Raw genomic sequence first — 16,528 nt, forward strand, 5'->3', positions numbered from 1 at the left:
CAACATGGCGACTGAATTCAAAAAAAATCATGCCCAGGTTTGTGAATCTTGGCGATTACTCGGCGCAGTCAATCGCGCAACGTATCTACAAGCAGCCATTCCAAAACTGGCATTGCTCACTGGTGATGCCAATAAAGCAAAGCGTTTATTCAACCATTTGTTGAGCGCTGCGCCTAGCTTGGATGAGATGCATCGTATGACAGGGGCAACAGGCGAGTCCAATGACTTGTATGTGACTGGTCGTGGTAAAACCATGGTTATCGGCGGCGAAACTGCTAGAGCCATGGCAGTATTAGGTCAGCTTATCGCGGCACTCCTAACAGGTAATGAAGTTATATTGCATTGCCCAAGCCAAGATGAGATGTGTAATGAAGCTGCTAAGATACTGCACGACACAGGTATCAGCGAAGATGTATTGAGTGTGGCTAACGATTCGCAAACAGTCACGCTTTTATATATCGATCGTCTAGCACAAGTGGCTGTCTCTGGTAGCCGCAGCGAAGTGCAAGCCGTCAGTCAAGAGCTTGCCAATACTGACGGTATTTTGACGCAGGTTATTAGTGTTACTGATATGGAAGGCTTGTCAGAAATGCTAACGCCTGACTATCTGCATCGCTTTGTCACTGAGCGAGTAAAGACTATCAATACCACAGCAATCGGTGGTAACGCGAGCTTGCTTGAGCTTGGTACAGAGTAGAATCACTGCATTAATTACGAATCCGCTTAGCTTTTATATCAACTTTTATAAGGGCTAAGCGGTGTTTGGTAGCGCTATAAATGCCAAACTAGTAACTGCATGAGATATATAAGAAAAAACCGCTATCTGAGCAATTATCAGATAGCGGTTTTTTTGTTTATGCTGTTTAACTTAAGCCTGATGACAAGATGTTATTCGGCAATATCAACCCATACCCAGCCGTTCTCTAGCCATTCGCTCAAATCATCTGCATCAACATCGGTGACGTCGCTATGCTGTAATGCTTCACCATTGGCCAAGCGTACCAATACTGCTATCGCAGCTTCATCAAGCCCGTCGATACGTTGACCATTGGCATACAGCACGGTGCCATCAGTGGTCTGGCTATAGAGTAGGCGGTTGCTATAGTCCGCTTGCAATGTGGCCCCTTCTGATAGCGCTTGCATAAGCTCATCAGTATCTAACGTTTCTTCTGGCATCAGTGCATCATACTGGCGTTTACTAACCACTTCTGAGACTGCTTGGCGAATCATATCATCACCGCGATCAGATTGTAGCATCTCTAGCAATTGCGCCTTAATAGCAGTAATACTATCTGCTTGCAATTTACCTGACGCTTGTAGCGCTTGCGGTAGTAGCATCGGGATAAATAGCTTGCTGTCGTTGGTCGCAATATCGGCCACGCTATCGATGATTTGCATTAGGTTTGGACGGCGGCAACCAAATGAAAAAGTCAGACAGTCATCTTGTGCTACACCGAAATGTGATAATTTAGGCGGTACATAAAGGACATCACCCGCTTCTAGTATCTCATCAAAGATAAGCTCGCCCATGTCGTCAAATAAACGCAGCGGCTCATCAGCAACAAACTCTGTCTTGTCATCACAAAACTTGCCCAACTGCCAACGTCTAGAGCCATAGCCTTGTGCCAAAAATACATCGTAGTCGTCATAATGCTTACCAACCGAACCACCTGCTGGTGCGTAAGATACCATGATGTCATCGCGCTGCCACTGCGGAATAAAGTCAAATGCTTGCCACAACTGACCAAGCTCTGGCGACCATTGCTCAAGATTTTGTACCAATACGGTCCATTGCTCTGGTAGCTTTTCAAAATCCGTTTCATTCAGTGGGCTTTTTTTAAGTTGCCACTGTGCCTGACCTTCTTTCTTACTGGCTGCTTGAGTCAGCAGTCTTGCGCTAGCATCTTCTTCAAGCGCAAGACCAATCATGTCATCTGGTTCAAACATGTCAATTAGCTGTGGCAACCCTTGCTTGATAAGCAGTGGCTTCTTTTGCCAGTATTCAGTTAGGAATTGCTCAGGCGTGATAGAGTCGGGTAAACAAAGAGGAATAGAAGTCATTGATAAATCCATATTTTGGCGGTGTACAAGATTAATAATAAGGGATGCTTTATAGGAAGGTTTTAATAGTTTAAGATTGTCATCTATTTGATGTCTATTATTTTGGTGATGTTTATATAGTACATATAAGCAATAACGATTATCAAAATAATAGCTGTCAGCAGAGCATCCACTCAATCTTAGGAACGTTATGAAAAAGCTACATTTTGTTGTCATCATCGCTAGCGTGTTTTTGCTACAGGCCTGTGTCCATAAAATCGTCACAGTACCCGCAAAAATCGCTTATAAAACTACCAAAGGTGTGGTCAAAGGAACCGTTGCTGTGGGTAAAGCCATCATACCGGGCGACAGTGATGACGATGATGATAAAAAATAAAACCTTACTTATCGACTATGGGTTTTGAATCAAAAGCAATCGACTCAAAACCAGTCATAGTGTTCAAAGTAAGGTTACTATTTATTCAGACAATAGCTATTAAGATAACAACTTAATAAGATAAAATTACTATCAAGTAGGAGCGAGTAAATAATACTAGGCGCTCCAATCTTGCTAGTCTGATTTCATTATCAGTATGCTCTTATCAGTTATTAAAGCTTGGCAATCCATTCTTTAATAGCGCGTGCTTGCTCAGCGGCATTACCGATATAAGTAGCAGGCGTCAATGCACGTAGGCGTTCTTTGTCCGCATCACTAACTGCCGATAGCTCGTCACTTTCGACGAAGGTTAGCATGGCTTCACGAGTCATGGCATTACCACGAGTTAAGGCTTTTAGCTTCTCGTATGGGTTTTCAACACGGTAGCGACGCATGACTGTTTGAATCGGCTCTGCCAACACTTCTTGTGCTTGATTCAAATCATCATTTAAACGCTGTGCATTTAGCTCAAGTTTACCCACACCTTTTAGGCAAGCGTCAAAAGCAATCATGCTTTGGGCTAGGCCAACACCGATATTACGCAACACCGTTGAGTCAGATAGGTCACGCTGCATACGTGAAATTGGTAGCTTCTCACCCAAATGGGCCAACATCGCATTGGCAACGCCCAAGTTACCTTCAGAGTTTTCAAAGTCAATTGGGTTGACTTTATGCGGCATGGTAGAAGAGCCAACTTCACCGTCTTTTAGGCGCTGTTTGAAATAGCCTAAGCTAATATATTGCCAAATATCACGGTTGAAATCGATCAAGATTGTATTGAAGCGCTTAACAGCATCAAACAACTCAGCGATATAGTCGTGTGGCTCGATTTGAGTCGTATAAGGGTTAAATGTTAGCTCTAGACGCTGATTGATAAACGCTTCAGCATGGCTCTGCCAGTCGACGTCAGGATACGCTGAAAAATGCGCATTATAGTTACCGACTGCGCCGTTGATTTTACCTAATAGCTCTACTTGATTGATTTGCTTGATTTGACGGGCTAGGCGATAGGCTACGTTTGCCATCTCTTTACCCAATGTCGTTGGACTGGCTGTCTGACCATGTGTACGTGATAACATTGGTTGATCAGCATGAGCAATAGATAAGTCGACGATGCTATCAGTCACTTGCTGCATTTTCGCAACGACTAACTCGCGGCTGTCTTTGAGCATCAACGCATACGATAGGTTATTGATATCTTCACTGGTACAGGCAAAGTGAATAAACTCAAGTGAGTCAATCAAGGCATCCTGACCACGGAACTTGTCTTTGATAAAGTACTCAACCGCTTTTACATCATGATTGGTCGTCGCTTCGATGTCTTTAATAGCTTGAGCATCTGCTTCGCTAAAGTCATCAACGATTGCATTCAAAAAAGCGTTGGTCTGGTCATCAAATGCTGCTAATTCACCAATTGCGCTGTTGTCAGCTAAAGACTGCAACCAGCGAATCTCTACCGTAACGCGAGCTTTGATTAGACCAAATTCAGATAAATAAGGACGTAAGCTGTCAGCCTTTGATGCGTAACGACCATCAATTGGAGAGAGAGCGGTAAGTGGGGTCATGGTTATGCCTCAGTAGTTATGAAATAAAAAACTGCAAGAGTCTAGATAAAAAATTACCATATAATAAACGACGTCGAAATCGTTGCGCGTAATATAGCAGAAATATGATATTAAAAAAGCGGTCTATGCAAATAAAGCGATGTTGACGCCCGCTAAAATCAATCTATTCACTGCACCAACCTCTGTGCTTTAAGTTGGGTCTTAGGAATCAATTAGAATCCGCAAGGTGCATCGATAGATTCAATCACGCCGCCGCCTAGACATACTTCATCGATATAAAATACCGCTGACTGTCCAGGAGTGACAGCGCGCTGTGGCTCATCAAATACCACGCGCACTTCGCTGCCATCAGCATTGGTCGCAAATACGTGACACGCTTGGTCTGGCTGGCGATAGCGAGACTTTTCCATACAGGCTAGACCTTCGTCGCTAAACACATTCGCAGGTGGTAGACCGTCGATCCAATCGAGCTTATAGGCTTTTAGCTCGTTGCTCATTAGCATGGGATGTTCATGCCCTTGACCGACGATTAAACGGTTTTTCTCTAAGTCTTTTGCCAATACAAACCACGGTGCCTCTACACGGTCTTTAACACCGCCAATGCCGATGCCGCCGCGTTGACCCAATGTGTAATACATGAGGCCATCATGAGTACCGATGACTTTATTATCATCAGTAAGTATCTCGCCTTTTTGGGCAGGCAGGTATTGTTGTAAGAAGTCTTTAAAACGGCGCTCACCAATAAAGCAAATACCCGTAGAGTCTTTCTTTTTAGCCGTCGCTAGGTCATGCTCTTCAGCAATCTGACGTACCACTGGCTTTTCAAGCTCACCAACGGGGAATAGCGTTTTGGCGATTTTGTCACCGCCAACCGCATGCAAGAAATAGCTTTGGTCTTTATTATTATCAAGACCGCGTAAGAGCTGCGCAACCTCAGTGCCGTCATCATTTTTGTAATTCACACTGCGGCGCGTATAGTGACCTGTAGCAATATAATCTGCACCAAGGGTCAACGCATAGTCCAAAAACGCCTTAAACTTAATTTCTTTGTTGCACAAGATATCAGGATTTGGGGTGCGTCCTGCTTTATATTCCGCCAAGAAATGCTCGAATACGCGATCCCAATATTCCATAGCAAAGTTGGCCGTGTGTAGCTTCATACCGATTTTGTCACATACGGCTTGCGCGTCTGCTAGATCATCCATCGCCGTACAGTATTCGGTGCCGTCATCTTCTTCCCAATTCTTCATAAACAAGCCTTCGACCTTGAAGCCTGCCTGTTGAAGTAATACGGCTGATACAGAAGAATCGACCCCACCTGACATACCGACGATCACGTGCTTGGTGCTAGGATTTTCGACATCAGCAAGTGTTAAAGGGCGATGAGCATGAAAAGACTCAGAAACGGTTGTGCTTGAGGTATTTTGTATGGCTGACATAAAACGGCTCAACTATTTATACGTTATCCAAAGTACATGCCGACGCCAAGTGATATGCAATCACTACAATAGGTAGTCTCAGCACCACAACGTCAGCTTGTCTTTTGGATCTGGTATTATGATAAAATAAACATCATATTATACCAGTTAATTGAAACTGGTGGCGACCGATGGTGTCTGGCTACTAGTAAAACCGCTTTGAAAATTCAGATAGTGGTTTTGAATTATTTTAATCACCTTTAACTCATCTTGGAATAATAATGATAAAAATTGGTCAAGGTATCGACGTTCATGCTTTTCATAATAATGGTCAGCAGCAACAATATGTCATTCTAGCGGGCGTGCCTATTGAGCATACTCACAGTTTGCTCGCACACTCTGATGGGGATGTGGTGTTACATGCATTGGCTGATGCGCTGCTTGGTGCCTTAGCACTTGGTGATATCGGGCAGCATTTTCCCGATACCGATGCGGCACATGCTGGATTGGATTCACGAGTACTGCTGCGTTATGTTTATAGTAAAGTGCAAGAGGCTGGTTATAGCCTAGGCAATGCTGATATTACGGTAATGTGCGAGCGTCCAAAGTTAGCGCCGCATAATCTAGCCATGCGCGCCAATATCGCTAGTGACCTGCAAACAGATGTTAGTAATATCAGTGTAAAAGCCACCACGACTGAAAAATTGGGATTTACGGGTCGTCAAGAGGGCATCATGGCCAATGCCGTGGTATTATTAGTCCCTAATGCTATCGAACATACATAGATCGCAATTCGTGCTTGTAATACAGCGGCAGTCGCCCCATGTATCAGCCACGTCTTTACACAATTATTTTATATAAATAATCATTTTAATGAACCGCTTTATCAATAGGAGCTTTTATGAGTGAGCAAACCCCAAACACTGCTGCAAACGACGTTGAACAATTGATCCGTGATCAAATCCGTGACAACAAAGTCATTATTTACATGAAAGGCACACCGCAATTTCCACAGTGTGGCTTTTCAGCGCGCTCTATCGAAGTGTTGACTCAGATTGGTCGTCCATTTGCGTTTGTAAACATTTTAGAAAACCCAGAAATCCGTGCAACGTTGCCAAAAATCGCTAACTGGCCAACGTTCCCGCAGTTATGGATTGATGGCGAGCTAATGGGCGGATCAGACATCATCTTACAAATGTATCAATCAGGCGAGCTAAAGCCATTGGTTGAAGCAAACAGCCCTGCTGCTTAATACTTGAAAGTGTTAATTGGATGTTTTTGATGTCCAATTAGCTTTTGCAAGATACAAGCACAGCAAACCCAGATAGTCATTTAATGGCTATTTGGGTTTTTTTATTGTCGCTATTAATGTCTTTAGTAGCGTATCTATTCTTGTCCCCATTAGTATTTTCACGCGCCCATGTCATTAGGTTTCGTTGTTTTTATAGGATTTACCCCCAGATAGTGTCCAAGATGTCAGCGATATAAATAACAATTATCAGATGAGTAAGAGAGCTTTATGAATAACCAAACCAGTGAACAGTTGAACGAGCAAAGAGAAGCGGCTGAGCAGGCGGCGATTGAAAAGCGCCGTGAACGTTTAAAAAATGAATCTACACGCATTATTGAGATTGCTAATACTGAGTCATACTCAGCACTTAAGTGTATTCATCAGCTTAGTGTGGCAGGTGGTGCAACTGAAGCGACATATGTGGCTATCGAGCAGCGCATCGTTGTAGATCAAGATCCTGCAGGCGCTTATCATTTGGCATTATTGGCACAGAACACACCAGATTTGCCAATTAATGCTCGTCAGCTTATCGAGTTGGTAGTCAACAAAGGTGATAACCATCAGCGTTTAGCATTGCTCAAAAACTTACCATTACCGCCAGTTGAGCTCATTAAAGAGCAGATCTTGGCCAGTGATGATGGTGAGGCGATTGGTCAAATGAACGCCTATCTACAGATCAATCCAGAAGGGTATGGTAGCCATCATATGCTGTCTAGTGGTCAATCAGATCAGATCGTACCGCTTAGCCCTGGCAACAATAACCAAAATGATGATTAAAACAGTAACTAGTAAGGCAACAACTAGCAAGACAATAACCAGAGTAGAGAACTTTTCGCTTAATTTTAATAGTTTTTGTTCTAACGTTTTTTAAGTATTAAAAAATTGTTATAATTATGGGTTATTCAGGGCGTGTCTTTAATCTGAACAAAAGCATCTGAATGGGTTAAAAATGGTTAAATATTGCCAAACTATGTCAAATAGCTGGTTAATATCCTGATATTATCTGCGCTATTTTCCTTGTTTGGCTGCAATTTAACTCATTTTTATTACCATTTTCAAAATAAGAACCCGCCCTAACCAATTATGAACGACTTATCTAAGTCGTTATCTTCTTATAAATTCGACTGACGTTTATTTGCTGACTGTTTTCTTATTTGAACATAAGATATGGCAATCAGCAGCGTTATGAGTCAAGTGAGGCACACATGCAATACCCAAAACATTACGACGTGATAGTGATCGGCGGTGGTCATGCTGGTACAGAAGCTGCTCTGGCGGCTGCACGTATGGGCGCACAGACCTTATTGTTGACGCATAATATTGAGACGCTCGGGCAGATGAGTTGTAACCCTGCGATTGGCGGTATCGGTAAATCGCATTTAGTGCGTGAGATTGATGCGTTGGGCGGTGCAATGGCATTGGCAACGGATAAAGCAGGTATCCAGTTCCGCGTATTGAACAGCCGTAAAGGGGCTGCCGTTCGTGCCACGCGTGCGCAAGCAGACCGTATCTTGTATAAAGCAGCTATCCGCCATACGCTAGAAAACCAGCCAAACCTAGATATATTCCAGCAAGCCGCTGATGATATCTTGGTTGAAAACGGTCGCGCGACGGCTGTTGTGACTTCTACAGGTATTGTCTTTAAGACCGAAACAGTGGTATTGACCTCAGGAACTTTCTTGGGCGGTGTCATTCATATTGGTTTAGAGAACTCCAATGGTGGCCGTGCAGGGGATCAGCCTTCTATCAAGTTGGCAGATCGTTTACGTGAGCTCAAGCTGCCAGTTGGTCGTTTAAAAACGGGTACGCCAGCACGTATCGATGCGCGTAGTGTTGATTTCAGCGTGATGACGGTACAGCCGGGTGATACGCCATTGCCGGTGATGAGTTATATGGGTGATGTCTCTATGCATCCTGAGCAGGTCAATTGCTATATCACGCATACCAATGCGCGTACTCACGACATTATTCGTGAAAACCTTGACCGTTCACCAATGTTCTCTGGCAAAATCGAAGGCGTAGGCCCGCGTTATTGTCCATCGATTGAAGATAAAATTCATCGTTTTGCGGATAAGGACAGCCATCAGATTTTCATCGAGCCAGAAGGCTTGACCACGCATGAGCTGTATCCGAACGGTATCTCAACGAGCTTGCCATTTGACGTGCAGTTAGACTTTATTCACAGTATGAAAGGCTTAGAAAACGCCCATATTACTCGTCCCGGCTATGCCATCGAGTATGATTATTTTGATCCACAAAATCTAAAGCCCACGCTAGAGACCAAATCGATTGATCGTCTGTACTTTGCCGGTCAAATTAATGGTACGACAGGCTATGAAGAAGCGGGCGTACAAGGTTTGCTCGCAGGTACCAATGCGGCATTGGTCACTACTAACAATAGTGAGTTTGAAACATGGACACCGCGCCGCGATGAAGCGTATCTTGGTGTGCTTGTCGATGACTTGATTACCCATGGTACTACCGAGCCGTATCGTATGTTTACGAGCCGTGCAGAATATCGCTTGCTCTTACGTGAAGACAATGCAGATCAGCGTTTGACAGAGACTGGTCGTAAGCTAGGTCTAGTAGACGATGTACGCTGGCAAGCTTATCAAGAAAAAATGGAAGCGATCTCAACAGAAACGTCACGTTTAAAAGACATGTGGGCCACGCCTACCAACGCACTAGGTAAGCAAGTGACTGAGCAGACGGGTGAGGTACTCTCTAAAGAATCGACGGCCTTTGATTTGCTCAAGCGTCCGCAAATACATTTTGCTGATATCGCAGCTATCACGGACTCAACCGTTGATGCACAGGTGGGCGAGCAGATAGAGATTTCTGTTAAATATGCTGGCTATATCGACCGTCAACAAGAAGATATCGATCAAATGAAGCGATTAGAAAATACGGCGCTGCCATTAGACTTTGATTATAGTATCGTGTCAGGACTGTCCAATGAGATAGTACAAAAACTTACGCAAGTTCGTCCTGCGACGCTAGCTCAAGCGGGACGTGTGAGTGGTGTAACCCCTGCTGCCATTCAGTTGTTGGCAATGACGGTTAAAAAGCATAAAAAAGCAAAAGCTGCATTGGACTCATAATAGGCATGCAATAAAGCCTTTTATAATAAAGCACTTATAGTATAAAAAGCCCGTAACGATATTTCGTTACGGGCTTTTGTTTGTCAAAAAAATGGTTGATTTTGAAAGAAAGTCACATGTAACCTTGTCCTACTTGCTACTTTGTCTCTATACTAGGTCAGTAAATTTTCTTACTACTTGTTAATTTGTCTCGCTGATGTCCATATATTGATGGGCTTGTCACCGAACTGAGTCTACTTATGATTGATGCTATTGTTTTTGCTATTACCATTGTTTTACCCAACCTTGCCTTAATGTGGTTGGGTTTTTTTATGCAACGACGTGGTGAAGCAAGCCAAACTTTTATCGATCAGGCGTCAAGTTTTGTCTTTAATTATTGCTTGCCGTGTTTATTGTTTTTTAGCGTGGTTGATAGCGACGTCGATTATGGTAAGCAAATTACGCTTATCCTTGTTGGTATCTTGGTGACGTTTATATTATTTATTGGCGCAGAGTTTTATGCTAAACGCTTCGTCAAGCGTCCTGAAGACCAAGGCGTGTTTGTACAAGGCGTATTCCGTAGCAACATGGCCATTATTGGCCTTGCAACCGTGGCCAATGCTTACGGCGCAGAAGGATTGAGTATCGGTGCTGTCTATATGGGTGTGGTGACGATACTGTTTAATATTTTGGCGGTTATTACTCTAAGCCGCGTATCCAAAAGCATGGATGACACATGGATTAGTCGCGGCACGATGATTGTGAAAAAATTGCTAACCAATCCTCTAATTTTGGCATTGGTTGGGGCATTCGTCTACAAAGCACTGCCGCTACCGCCACTCACTGGGGTGATTCATACCACTGGCGACTTACTGGCAGCGGTTGCTCTGCCGTTAGCACTGATTTGTGCGGGTGCTAGTATTAACCTAAAGTCCATGTTGCATCCTTCGGGCTTATCTATGCAGGCGAGTATTGGACGAATTGTTATTGCACCATTGATTGCGATCGCTGTTGGGCTCGGATTTGGGCTATCAGGCGTGCATATGGGGGTGTTGTTTTTGATGGTCGCATCACCAACAGCTGCAGCCAGCTATGTCATGGCAAAAGCAATGGGTGGCAATGATGTATTGGCGGCTAATATTTTGGCATTTACCACTGTTGTCGGCATGTTTGGTATGGCGATTGGGGCAGCGACGTTACGTGCGCTTGGGTTGATGTAATGAAGTTGTGAGACAGATTGGTTACTGTTTTTGCACGACTACATTTTATTTGCCTGATTTTGGCAGCTTTAAAAAAAGCCCTCTTTTCAAATAAGAAAAGAGGGCTTTTTTTATTAATCTAGCGTTCACTATTACGCTTGTCTTCACGGCGCTGCTTGCGCTTTGGGCTAGTACGATAGGTCAAATAACCACCGATAGCCATAACGGCAAGAAAGGCGACGATATACATAAATATTGACGAGCCAATCATGAGCGATGCACCGATAATGGGAGTTGCTTCCATGTCAAAAATCCAGTTAAGGTTCATCAATAATTATGCAAGTGTCTCATTTCATTGTAAAGTAAATAAGTTTAGCTCCGGTGTAAGTTCAAGTGAACGGATACGGGCGGCTTGGTCATAAATATTGGCCGTCACAATCAGCTCATCTGGCTGATAGGTTGCCAAAAACGCAGCGAGTCTTGGTTTGACCGTGTCGACAGAGCCAAGGAATGATACTGACAATGCGTTATCTACCATCATTTTCTCTGCTTGACTCCAGATACTGTCCATATCGTGGGTAGGCTTAGGCATTTGACCGGTTTCGCCACGACGTAGACGTACAAAGCTCTGCTGTGCTGAGGTAAAGTGATATTGAGCGGTCGCATCATCATCAGCTAGTAACAAGTTTGCAGCCAGCATCACATAAGGCTTATCTAGATAGACAGACGGTTTAAACTGCTCACGATAAGCTTCAATTGCTTGCCCTAGCATTTGCGGAGCAAAGTGAGAGGCAAACACATAAGGTAGTCCTAAATGTGCAGCCAAGGTCGCACCAAATAGAGAAGAGCCTAATATCCAAATCGGTATGCCTGATTTTGCGCCAGGGAATGCCTGTACAGGACTGCCATCTGTATCGTTACCTAAGAAATACATCAGCTCTTGCACATCTTGTGGAAAGCGCTCTGCATCTTTCATTTGCCGACGAAGTGCCTGAAACGTCGCGCCATCAGTACCAGGCGCACGGCCTAGACCTAAGTCTACACGGTCGCCGTATAGTGCCTGCAAAGTGCCAAACTGCTCGGCAATCACGAGAGGGGCATGATTCGGTAGCATGACACCGCCAGCACCGATACGGATACGGTCGGTTTGACTACCAATATGCGATAGTAGTACTGAAGTGGCTGCACTGGCGATGCCCGGCATATTATGATGCTCTGCCATCCAGTAGCGGTTTAAGCCTGATTTTTCTGCTTGCTGCGCGGTTTCGACCGTTTGGGCGATGCCTTCAGCGATGGTTTTGCCTTGAGGTACAGGCGCAAGATCTAAGAAGGATAAAGGGATTTTGTTACTCATAAATGTTCCAGTAGTGTGTAAATTATTTTCTACTGATATGCTTATAGACAGTGGTAGTTTCAAGTGCCGCTAATCACTGTTAATGAATCATAACAAAGCTAGGTAACTCTGTTTTTAAGCTCGCTTAACAATTATTAAGGTGTATTTATAAAGGTTGTCGTTTGTCAAAATAAGCGATAAATAAACCATAAGTGAGGTCATAAAAGGATTTAGCAGCATTACACTATGGCATTAAAAAAGGATGGCATTAAAAAAAGCAGGCAACCTAAGTTACCTGCTTCTCTAATTAGTCGATTATAAGATAATGATAAGTTAAATGATGATTGTATTAAGAACCAAATGCAACATTATTTATCTTGGTCACCAAGCTTGTAAGCTAAGACATAATCACCAATGGTTGTGCCAACTGAACCATGACCACCTGCGACCAATACGACCATTTGCTCACCTTTAGAGTTCAAGTAAGTCATTGGCGTGGCTTGACCACCTGCTGGAATACGAACATTCCATAGTACGTCGCCATTTTTCAAGTCATAAGCTCGGAAGTTGTTTTCTGTCGCCGCGGACAAGAACGCGACGCCGCCTTTAGTAATGATAGGTCCACCGATACCAGGTACGCCCAGTTCCAGTTTGATAGGAATAGGAGACAAGTCTTGTACCGTACCATTTTTACGTTGATAAGCGATATCACCTGTGGCTAAGTCAGCACCAGCGATCGTGCCCCATGGTGGCTGCTGACAAGGTACGCCTAATGGTGACAAGAAGGGGCCCAATTCTACTGCGTAATCTGCACCTTCATTGGCATTGACGCCTTGCTCGCCTTTATTGGTCTCTGCATCGCCCAACGTATCTCTAGGAATGAGTTTTGAGGTAAATGCTAAGTAAGTCGGCATACCGAACATCACGCCATTCTCAGGATCGACTGCGATACCGCCCCAGTTAAAGGTACCAAAGTTACCAGGATAGACCAAGCTACCATTGGTTGATGGTGGGGTGTAGCGACCATCATAGTTGAGCTGATTGAACTCAATACGGCACATCATTTGATCGACGAGACTGGCACCCCACATGTCTTTCTCAGTCAGTGGTTCAGGCTCAAAGCTCAAGCCAGAATAAGGCTGAGTTGGCGCTGCGTGCTCTCCCGCTATGAGATAGCCTTGCGGTGCAGGACGCTCTTTAATCGGTACAATGGGCTCACCCGTTGCGCGGTTCAAAACGTATACATCGCCTTGTTTGGTTGGTACAACTAATGCAGGCTGTACACCATCGGCCGTATCTAGATCAAGTAAGGTTGGCTGTGCAGGCGTGTCCATGTCCCAAAGGTCATGATGGACAAACTGCTGAACCCAGCGTGCTTCACCAGTCTCGATATCTAGAGCGACAACAGACGTTGCGTACTTTTCTTCAGCGGCATTTCGATAACTACCTAGCTGATCTGGCGTACGGTTACCCATAGGGAAGTATGCCAATCCAAGCTCTTCATCGGCAGTGGCAACTGACCATGAATTTGGTGAGCTGGTCTTGTAAGTTTGGGTTGGATCATTGACATCGAAAGGTGCTGTATTGTCAGGATCGCCTGAGTCCCAGTTCCAAAGAAGCTCACCAGTATTGACATCATACGCACGGATCACACCAGAAGGCGAGTTGACGTCATAGTTATCATTGACAGCACCAGCGACGATGATGGTATCACCCGCGATAACTGGTGGTGACGTAGAATAATAGTAACCTGCTTGATTGAACGGCATGTTATGCATCAAGTCTAATGCACCATCATCCCCAAAGTCTTGGCAGCGTTGCCCAGTATTTGGATCGAGTGCATATAGTTTCGCATCAGAAGTTGGGATAAATATCTTGGCATCGCATTGCTTAGATGCGTTTTCAAAGGTATTACCAGCAATTTTCTGTACTTGCACAGGACTGGTCGCTTGACCTGCATAGTAAGATACGCCGCGACAGGTTTGATGCTGGCGTTGTAAGTTTTTCTCTACTTGAGGATCAAATGTCCATAGTGACTCACCAGAGTCAGCGTCTAGTGCCATTACCCAGTTATGAGGGGTACATAGGTATAAGCCATTGCCAATTTTTAATGGTGTTGCCTGATAAGTGGTCTCGCCGACATCGTTAGGACCTTTGACATCACCTGTTTGGATTTGCCAAGCCAATTCTAAATCTTTGACGTTATCGGTATTGATTTTATCTAGAGGCGAGTAGCGCTGACCATAATCAGTACGACCATACGCACTCCACTCACCATCTGGCGTTTGCTGACCGTTTGATAATGGGTCACCAAGGTTGGCTGAGGTCTCATCTGAGCTGACGTTTTGCTCGTCATCATTTGCAGCAGTCAAGTCTAGCTCACCGAGTTTGTCAGTGGCATTGTTGGCTAAACTACCAAAAGAGAGCAGTGCACCTACGATTACGCTTACGAGTAGACCCCAATAATACAGAGGGCTTTTCTTAGCGTTGTTTGTGGTTGGTGTACTATGTGAAGCTACTTGAGTTTTAGGACCACGCATTTTGTTGGATACCCATGGCAGTAGCATGAGCAAACCAAATATAAGCGGAAAGCCAACTCGAGGTGCTAGCGCCCACCAATAGAACCCAGATTCCCAAAGCGCCCAAGCCATGGTTGCTACGATAAATAGCGCATATAATCCGTAAGCACTCCAGTGTTTTTTGAATAATAAAAAAGCTGTCGTTAGTATGATAACGCCAGCAATGAGGTAGTAAGGACTACCGCCTAAGGACAATAAATAAGCGCCGCCAATGAGTAGAGGGGCGGCAAAAATTGCCATAATGATCGCTACGAATTTTTCCATGAGCGGTATCACCTGTTTACAAAAGAGCAAGTTAATATGTATTGATATTTAGTCGCTAATCAATTTCATTCGACCAAATATCAATACAAGTGTGAATAATATATAAAAGAAACATTGAATAACGTTCTAGAATCTATTTTATCATCCACAGCTCAGTCTAGTAAGGGTGAGCAAGTCTGAGATACTTTATTTAACAAATGCTCATTAATTTGCAAATTGCTTTTGACATAGCTCCATGAACGCGCGTCCATATTGACGGATTTCTGCATCATCACGTACCGCCATCCAACTGGTAAAGCGACCAAAATGATCGACGGGTATGGCAGTCAGGTTTTGATAATGGCTTGGCTCAAATGCCATTTCTGCGATGATACCAATACCTAGGCCCAGACCGACATAGGTGCTGATCACATCGGCATCGAGCGCCGCTAATACGATATCTGGCTCCAGTCCTGCTTCATCAAACGTCTTGTCAATCGCGCCGCGTCCTGTAAAACCACCGTGATAAGTCACAATTGGATAGCTGGCAAGCGTGGGCAGGTCAATAGACTCTTGGCTAGCCAGTTCGTGATCACTTGGTACGATCACGCGATGCGTCCAGTCATAGTAACGATAGCATCTAAGATAGTTGTTATGTAGCAGGGACTCAGTGGCGATACCGATATCGGCTTGACCACGGATGACCATCTGAGCGATGGTCTCAGGATCTGCCTGTTGCAAAATCAAATTTACTTTAGGAAAACGATCTTTGAACTCTTTAACCACTTGCGGCAGTACATAACGCGCTTGTGTGTGAGTGGTGGCAATCGTCAGCGTACCGATGTTTGGATTATTAAAATCTAGACTGAGGTTTTCAATGGTACGGATTTCAGCAAAGATAGACTCGATATGAGGCATGAGCGCTGTGCCCATGGTAGTCAGTCCTGTCAGGCGTTTGCCTTGACGCACAAATACTTCCGTCTTTAACTGGTTTTCTAGCGCAGCAATATGCTTTGATAAGCTTGATTGACTGGTATGTAGCACGGTCGCTGCTTGGCTTAAGTTATAACCGTTAATCACCGTATGCCATACTGTTTCTAGCTGTTTGAGCTGAATCTGCAAATGCCGTTGGTTGACCACTACGTCGATTGCCATAACTTAATCCTATTGTATAAATATACAAACCTCGTCTGTATATGAAAGTAAAAATGTCTGAACATACAGTAATAAAGTAGTGTAAAACAAAGCTATTATTCTTGTATATAATAAATAGCTATCAATTTATGATAATTATGAATATAGAATTTGTATTTTGCAATGCTAAAAAATCATTTGTTCAGTAAA

At 44.1% G+C, this 16,528-nt stretch carries 14 protein-coding genes; 7 read left to right on the top strand and 7 right to left on the bottom strand.

Annotated features, from left to right (window positions below; all coding sequences use genetic code 11):
• Positions 1-4: 4 nt before the first annotated feature.
• A complete protein-coding gene (locus AK824_RS05755) occupies positions 5-697 on the top strand; it encodes a 1-pyrroline-5-carboxylate dehydrogenase (RefSeq protein WP_057759629.1) in 693 nt (230 codons plus the stop codon).
• Between the two features lie 191 nt (positions 698-888).
• Here the strand turns inward: AK824_RS05755 and AK824_RS05760 are convergent, their stop codons facing one another.
• Positions 889-2,061, bottom strand: a complete 1,173-nt coding sequence (locus AK824_RS05760; protein ID WP_057759630.1) for a cupin domain-containing protein — start codon at positions 2,059-2,061, stop codon at positions 889-891.
• Positions 2,062-2,251: 190 nt separating this feature from the next.
• Between AK824_RS05760 and AK824_RS05765 the strand changes: the two genes are divergently transcribed.
• Entirely contained in the window at positions 2,252-2,437 is a 186-nt protein-coding gene (locus AK824_RS05765; RefSeq protein WP_057759633.1) for an NF038104 family lipoprotein, read from the top strand.
• Between the two features lie 212 nt (positions 2,438-2,649).
• On the opposite strand, the gene purB is transcribed toward AK824_RS05765, so the two are convergent.
• The gene (gene purB / locus AK824_RS05770; protein WP_057759636.1) at positions 2,650-4,041 is read right to left on the bottom strand and encodes an adenylosuccinate lyase; all 1,392 of its coding nucleotides are present in this window, start codon (positions 4,039-4,041) and stop codon (positions 2,650-2,652) included.
• A 212-nt stretch (positions 4,042-4,253) separates the two neighbouring features.
• Positions 4,254-5,366 carry a tRNA 2-thiouridine(34) synthase MnmA gene (mnmA, locus tag AK824_RS05775; RefSeq protein WP_264753507.1) on the bottom strand — a complete coding sequence of 371 codons (1,113 nt, stop codon included), beginning with the start codon at positions 5,364-5,366 and terminating at the stop codon, positions 4,254-4,256.
• A 374-nt stretch (positions 5,367-5,740) separates the two neighbouring features.
• On the opposite strand from mnmA, the gene ispF reads away from it, so the two are divergent.
• From ispF to AK824_RS05800, 5 genes are all read left to right on the top strand, one after another.
• The gene (gene ispF / locus AK824_RS05780; protein WP_057759642.1) at positions 5,741-6,244 is read left to right on the top strand and encodes a 2-C-methyl-D-erythritol 2,4-cyclodiphosphate synthase; all 504 of its coding nucleotides are present in this window, start codon (positions 5,741-5,743) and stop codon (positions 6,242-6,244) included.
• A gap of 116 nt (positions 6,245-6,360) precedes the next feature.
• Complete coding sequence (grxD, locus tag AK824_RS05785; RefSeq protein ID WP_057759647.1) at positions 6,361-6,711, top strand: Grx4 family monothiol glutaredoxin; 351 nt, start codon at positions 6,361-6,363, stop codon at positions 6,709-6,711.
• 267 nt (positions 6,712-6,978) lie between these two features.
• Positions 6,979-7,527 carry a hypothetical protein gene (locus AK824_RS05790; RefSeq protein WP_057759650.1) on the top strand — a complete coding sequence of 183 codons (549 nt, stop codon included), beginning with the start codon at positions 6,979-6,981 and terminating at the stop codon, positions 7,525-7,527.
• A gap of 428 nt (positions 7,528-7,955) precedes the next feature.
• Entirely contained in the window at positions 7,956-9,851 is a 1,896-nt protein-coding gene (mnmG, locus tag AK824_RS05795; protein ID WP_057759653.1) for a tRNA uridine-5-carboxymethylaminomethyl(34) synthesis enzyme MnmG, read from the top strand.
• Positions 9,852-10,090: 239 nt separating this feature from the next.
• Positions 10,091-11,050, top strand: a complete 960-nt coding sequence (locus AK824_RS05800) for an AEC family transporter (protein ID WP_057759655.1) — start codon at positions 10,091-10,093, stop codon at positions 11,048-11,050.
• A gap of 118 nt (positions 11,051-11,168) precedes the next feature.
• Here AK824_RS05800 and AK824_RS13510 read toward each other — a convergent pair whose 3' ends face one another.
• The 4 genes from AK824_RS13510 to AK824_RS05815 form a co-directional block, all read right to left on the bottom strand.
• Positions 11,169-11,333, bottom strand: coding sequence for a hypothetical protein (locus AK824_RS13510; RefSeq protein ID WP_156410686.1), 165 nt, complete (start codon positions 11,331-11,333; stop codon positions 11,169-11,171).
• A gap of 48 nt (positions 11,334-11,381) precedes the next feature.
• A complete protein-coding gene (locus AK824_RS05805) occupies positions 11,382-12,383 on the bottom strand; it encodes an LLM class flavin-dependent oxidoreductase (protein WP_057759659.1) in 1,002 nt (333 codons plus the stop codon).
• Between the two features lie 347 nt (positions 12,384-12,730).
• Positions 12,731-15,205, bottom strand: coding sequence for a membrane-bound PQQ-dependent dehydrogenase, glucose/quinate/shikimate family (locus AK824_RS05810; protein ID WP_057759661.1), 2,475 nt, complete (start codon positions 15,203-15,205; stop codon positions 12,731-12,733).
• Positions 15,206-15,409: 204 nt separating this feature from the next.
• On the bottom strand, positions 15,410-16,339 hold the full coding sequence (locus AK824_RS05815; protein WP_057759664.1) for a LysR substrate-binding domain-containing protein: 930 nt from the start codon (positions 16,337-16,339) through the stop codon (positions 15,410-15,412).
• Between the last annotated feature and the right edge of the window lie 189 nt (positions 16,340-16,528).

It is taken from the genome of Psychrobacter sp. P11G3 (assembly GCF_001435845.1).
Lineage (GTDB): Bacteria > Pseudomonadota > Gammaproteobacteria > Pseudomonadales > Moraxellaceae > Psychrobacter.

Excerpts from the sequence above, each read along its gene's own strand:
- AK824_RS05755 (WP_057759629.1), top strand. The coding sequence starts at position 5 with ATGGCGACTGAATTCAAAAAAAATCATGCCCAGGTTTGTGAATCTTGG.
- AK824_RS05765 (WP_057759633.1), top strand. The coding sequence starts at position 2,252 with ATGAAAAAGCTACATTTTGTTGTCATCATCGCTAGCGTGTTTTTGCTA.
- AK824_RS05815 (WP_057759664.1), bottom strand. The coding sequence starts at position 16,339 with ATGGCAATCGACGTAGTGGTCAACCAACGGCATTTGCAGATTCAGCTC.
- AK824_RS13510 (WP_156410686.1), bottom strand. The coding sequence starts at position 11,333 with ATGGAAGCAACTCCCATTATCGGTGCATCGCTCATGATTGGCTCGTCA.
- AK824_RS05805 (WP_057759659.1), bottom strand. The coding sequence starts at position 12,383 with ATGAGTAACAAAATCCCTTTATCCTTCTTAGATCTTGCGCCTGTACCT.
- AK824_RS05790 (WP_057759650.1), top strand. The coding sequence starts at position 6,979 with ATGAATAACCAAACCAGTGAACAGTTGAACGAGCAAAGAGAAGCGGCT.
- mnmA (WP_264753507.1), bottom strand. The coding sequence starts at position 5,366 with ATGTCAGGTGGGGTCGATTCTTCTGTATCAGCCGTATTACTTCAACAG.
- purB (WP_057759636.1), bottom strand. The coding sequence starts at position 4,041 with ATGACCCCACTTACCGCTCTCTCTCCAATTGATGGTCGTTACGCATCA.
- AK824_RS05810 (WP_057759661.1), bottom strand. The coding sequence starts at position 15,205 with ATGGAAAAATTCGTAGCGATCATTATGGCAATTTTTGCCGCCCCTCTA.
- ispF (WP_057759642.1), top strand. The coding sequence starts at position 5,741 with ATGATAAAAATTGGTCAAGGTATCGACGTTCATGCTTTTCATAATAAT.
- grxD (WP_057759647.1), top strand. The coding sequence starts at position 6,361 with ATGAGTGAGCAAACCCCAAACACTGCTGCAAACGACGTTGAACAATTG.
- AK824_RS05800 (WP_057759655.1), top strand. The coding sequence starts at position 10,091 with ATGATTGATGCTATTGTTTTTGCTATTACCATTGTTTTACCCAACCTT.
- mnmG (WP_057759653.1), top strand. The coding sequence starts at position 7,956 with ATGCAATACCCAAAACATTACGACGTGATAGTGATCGGCGGTGGTCAT.
- AK824_RS05760 (WP_057759630.1), bottom strand. The coding sequence starts at position 2,061 with ATGACTTCTATTCCTCTTTGTTTACCCGACTCTATCACGCCTGAGCAA.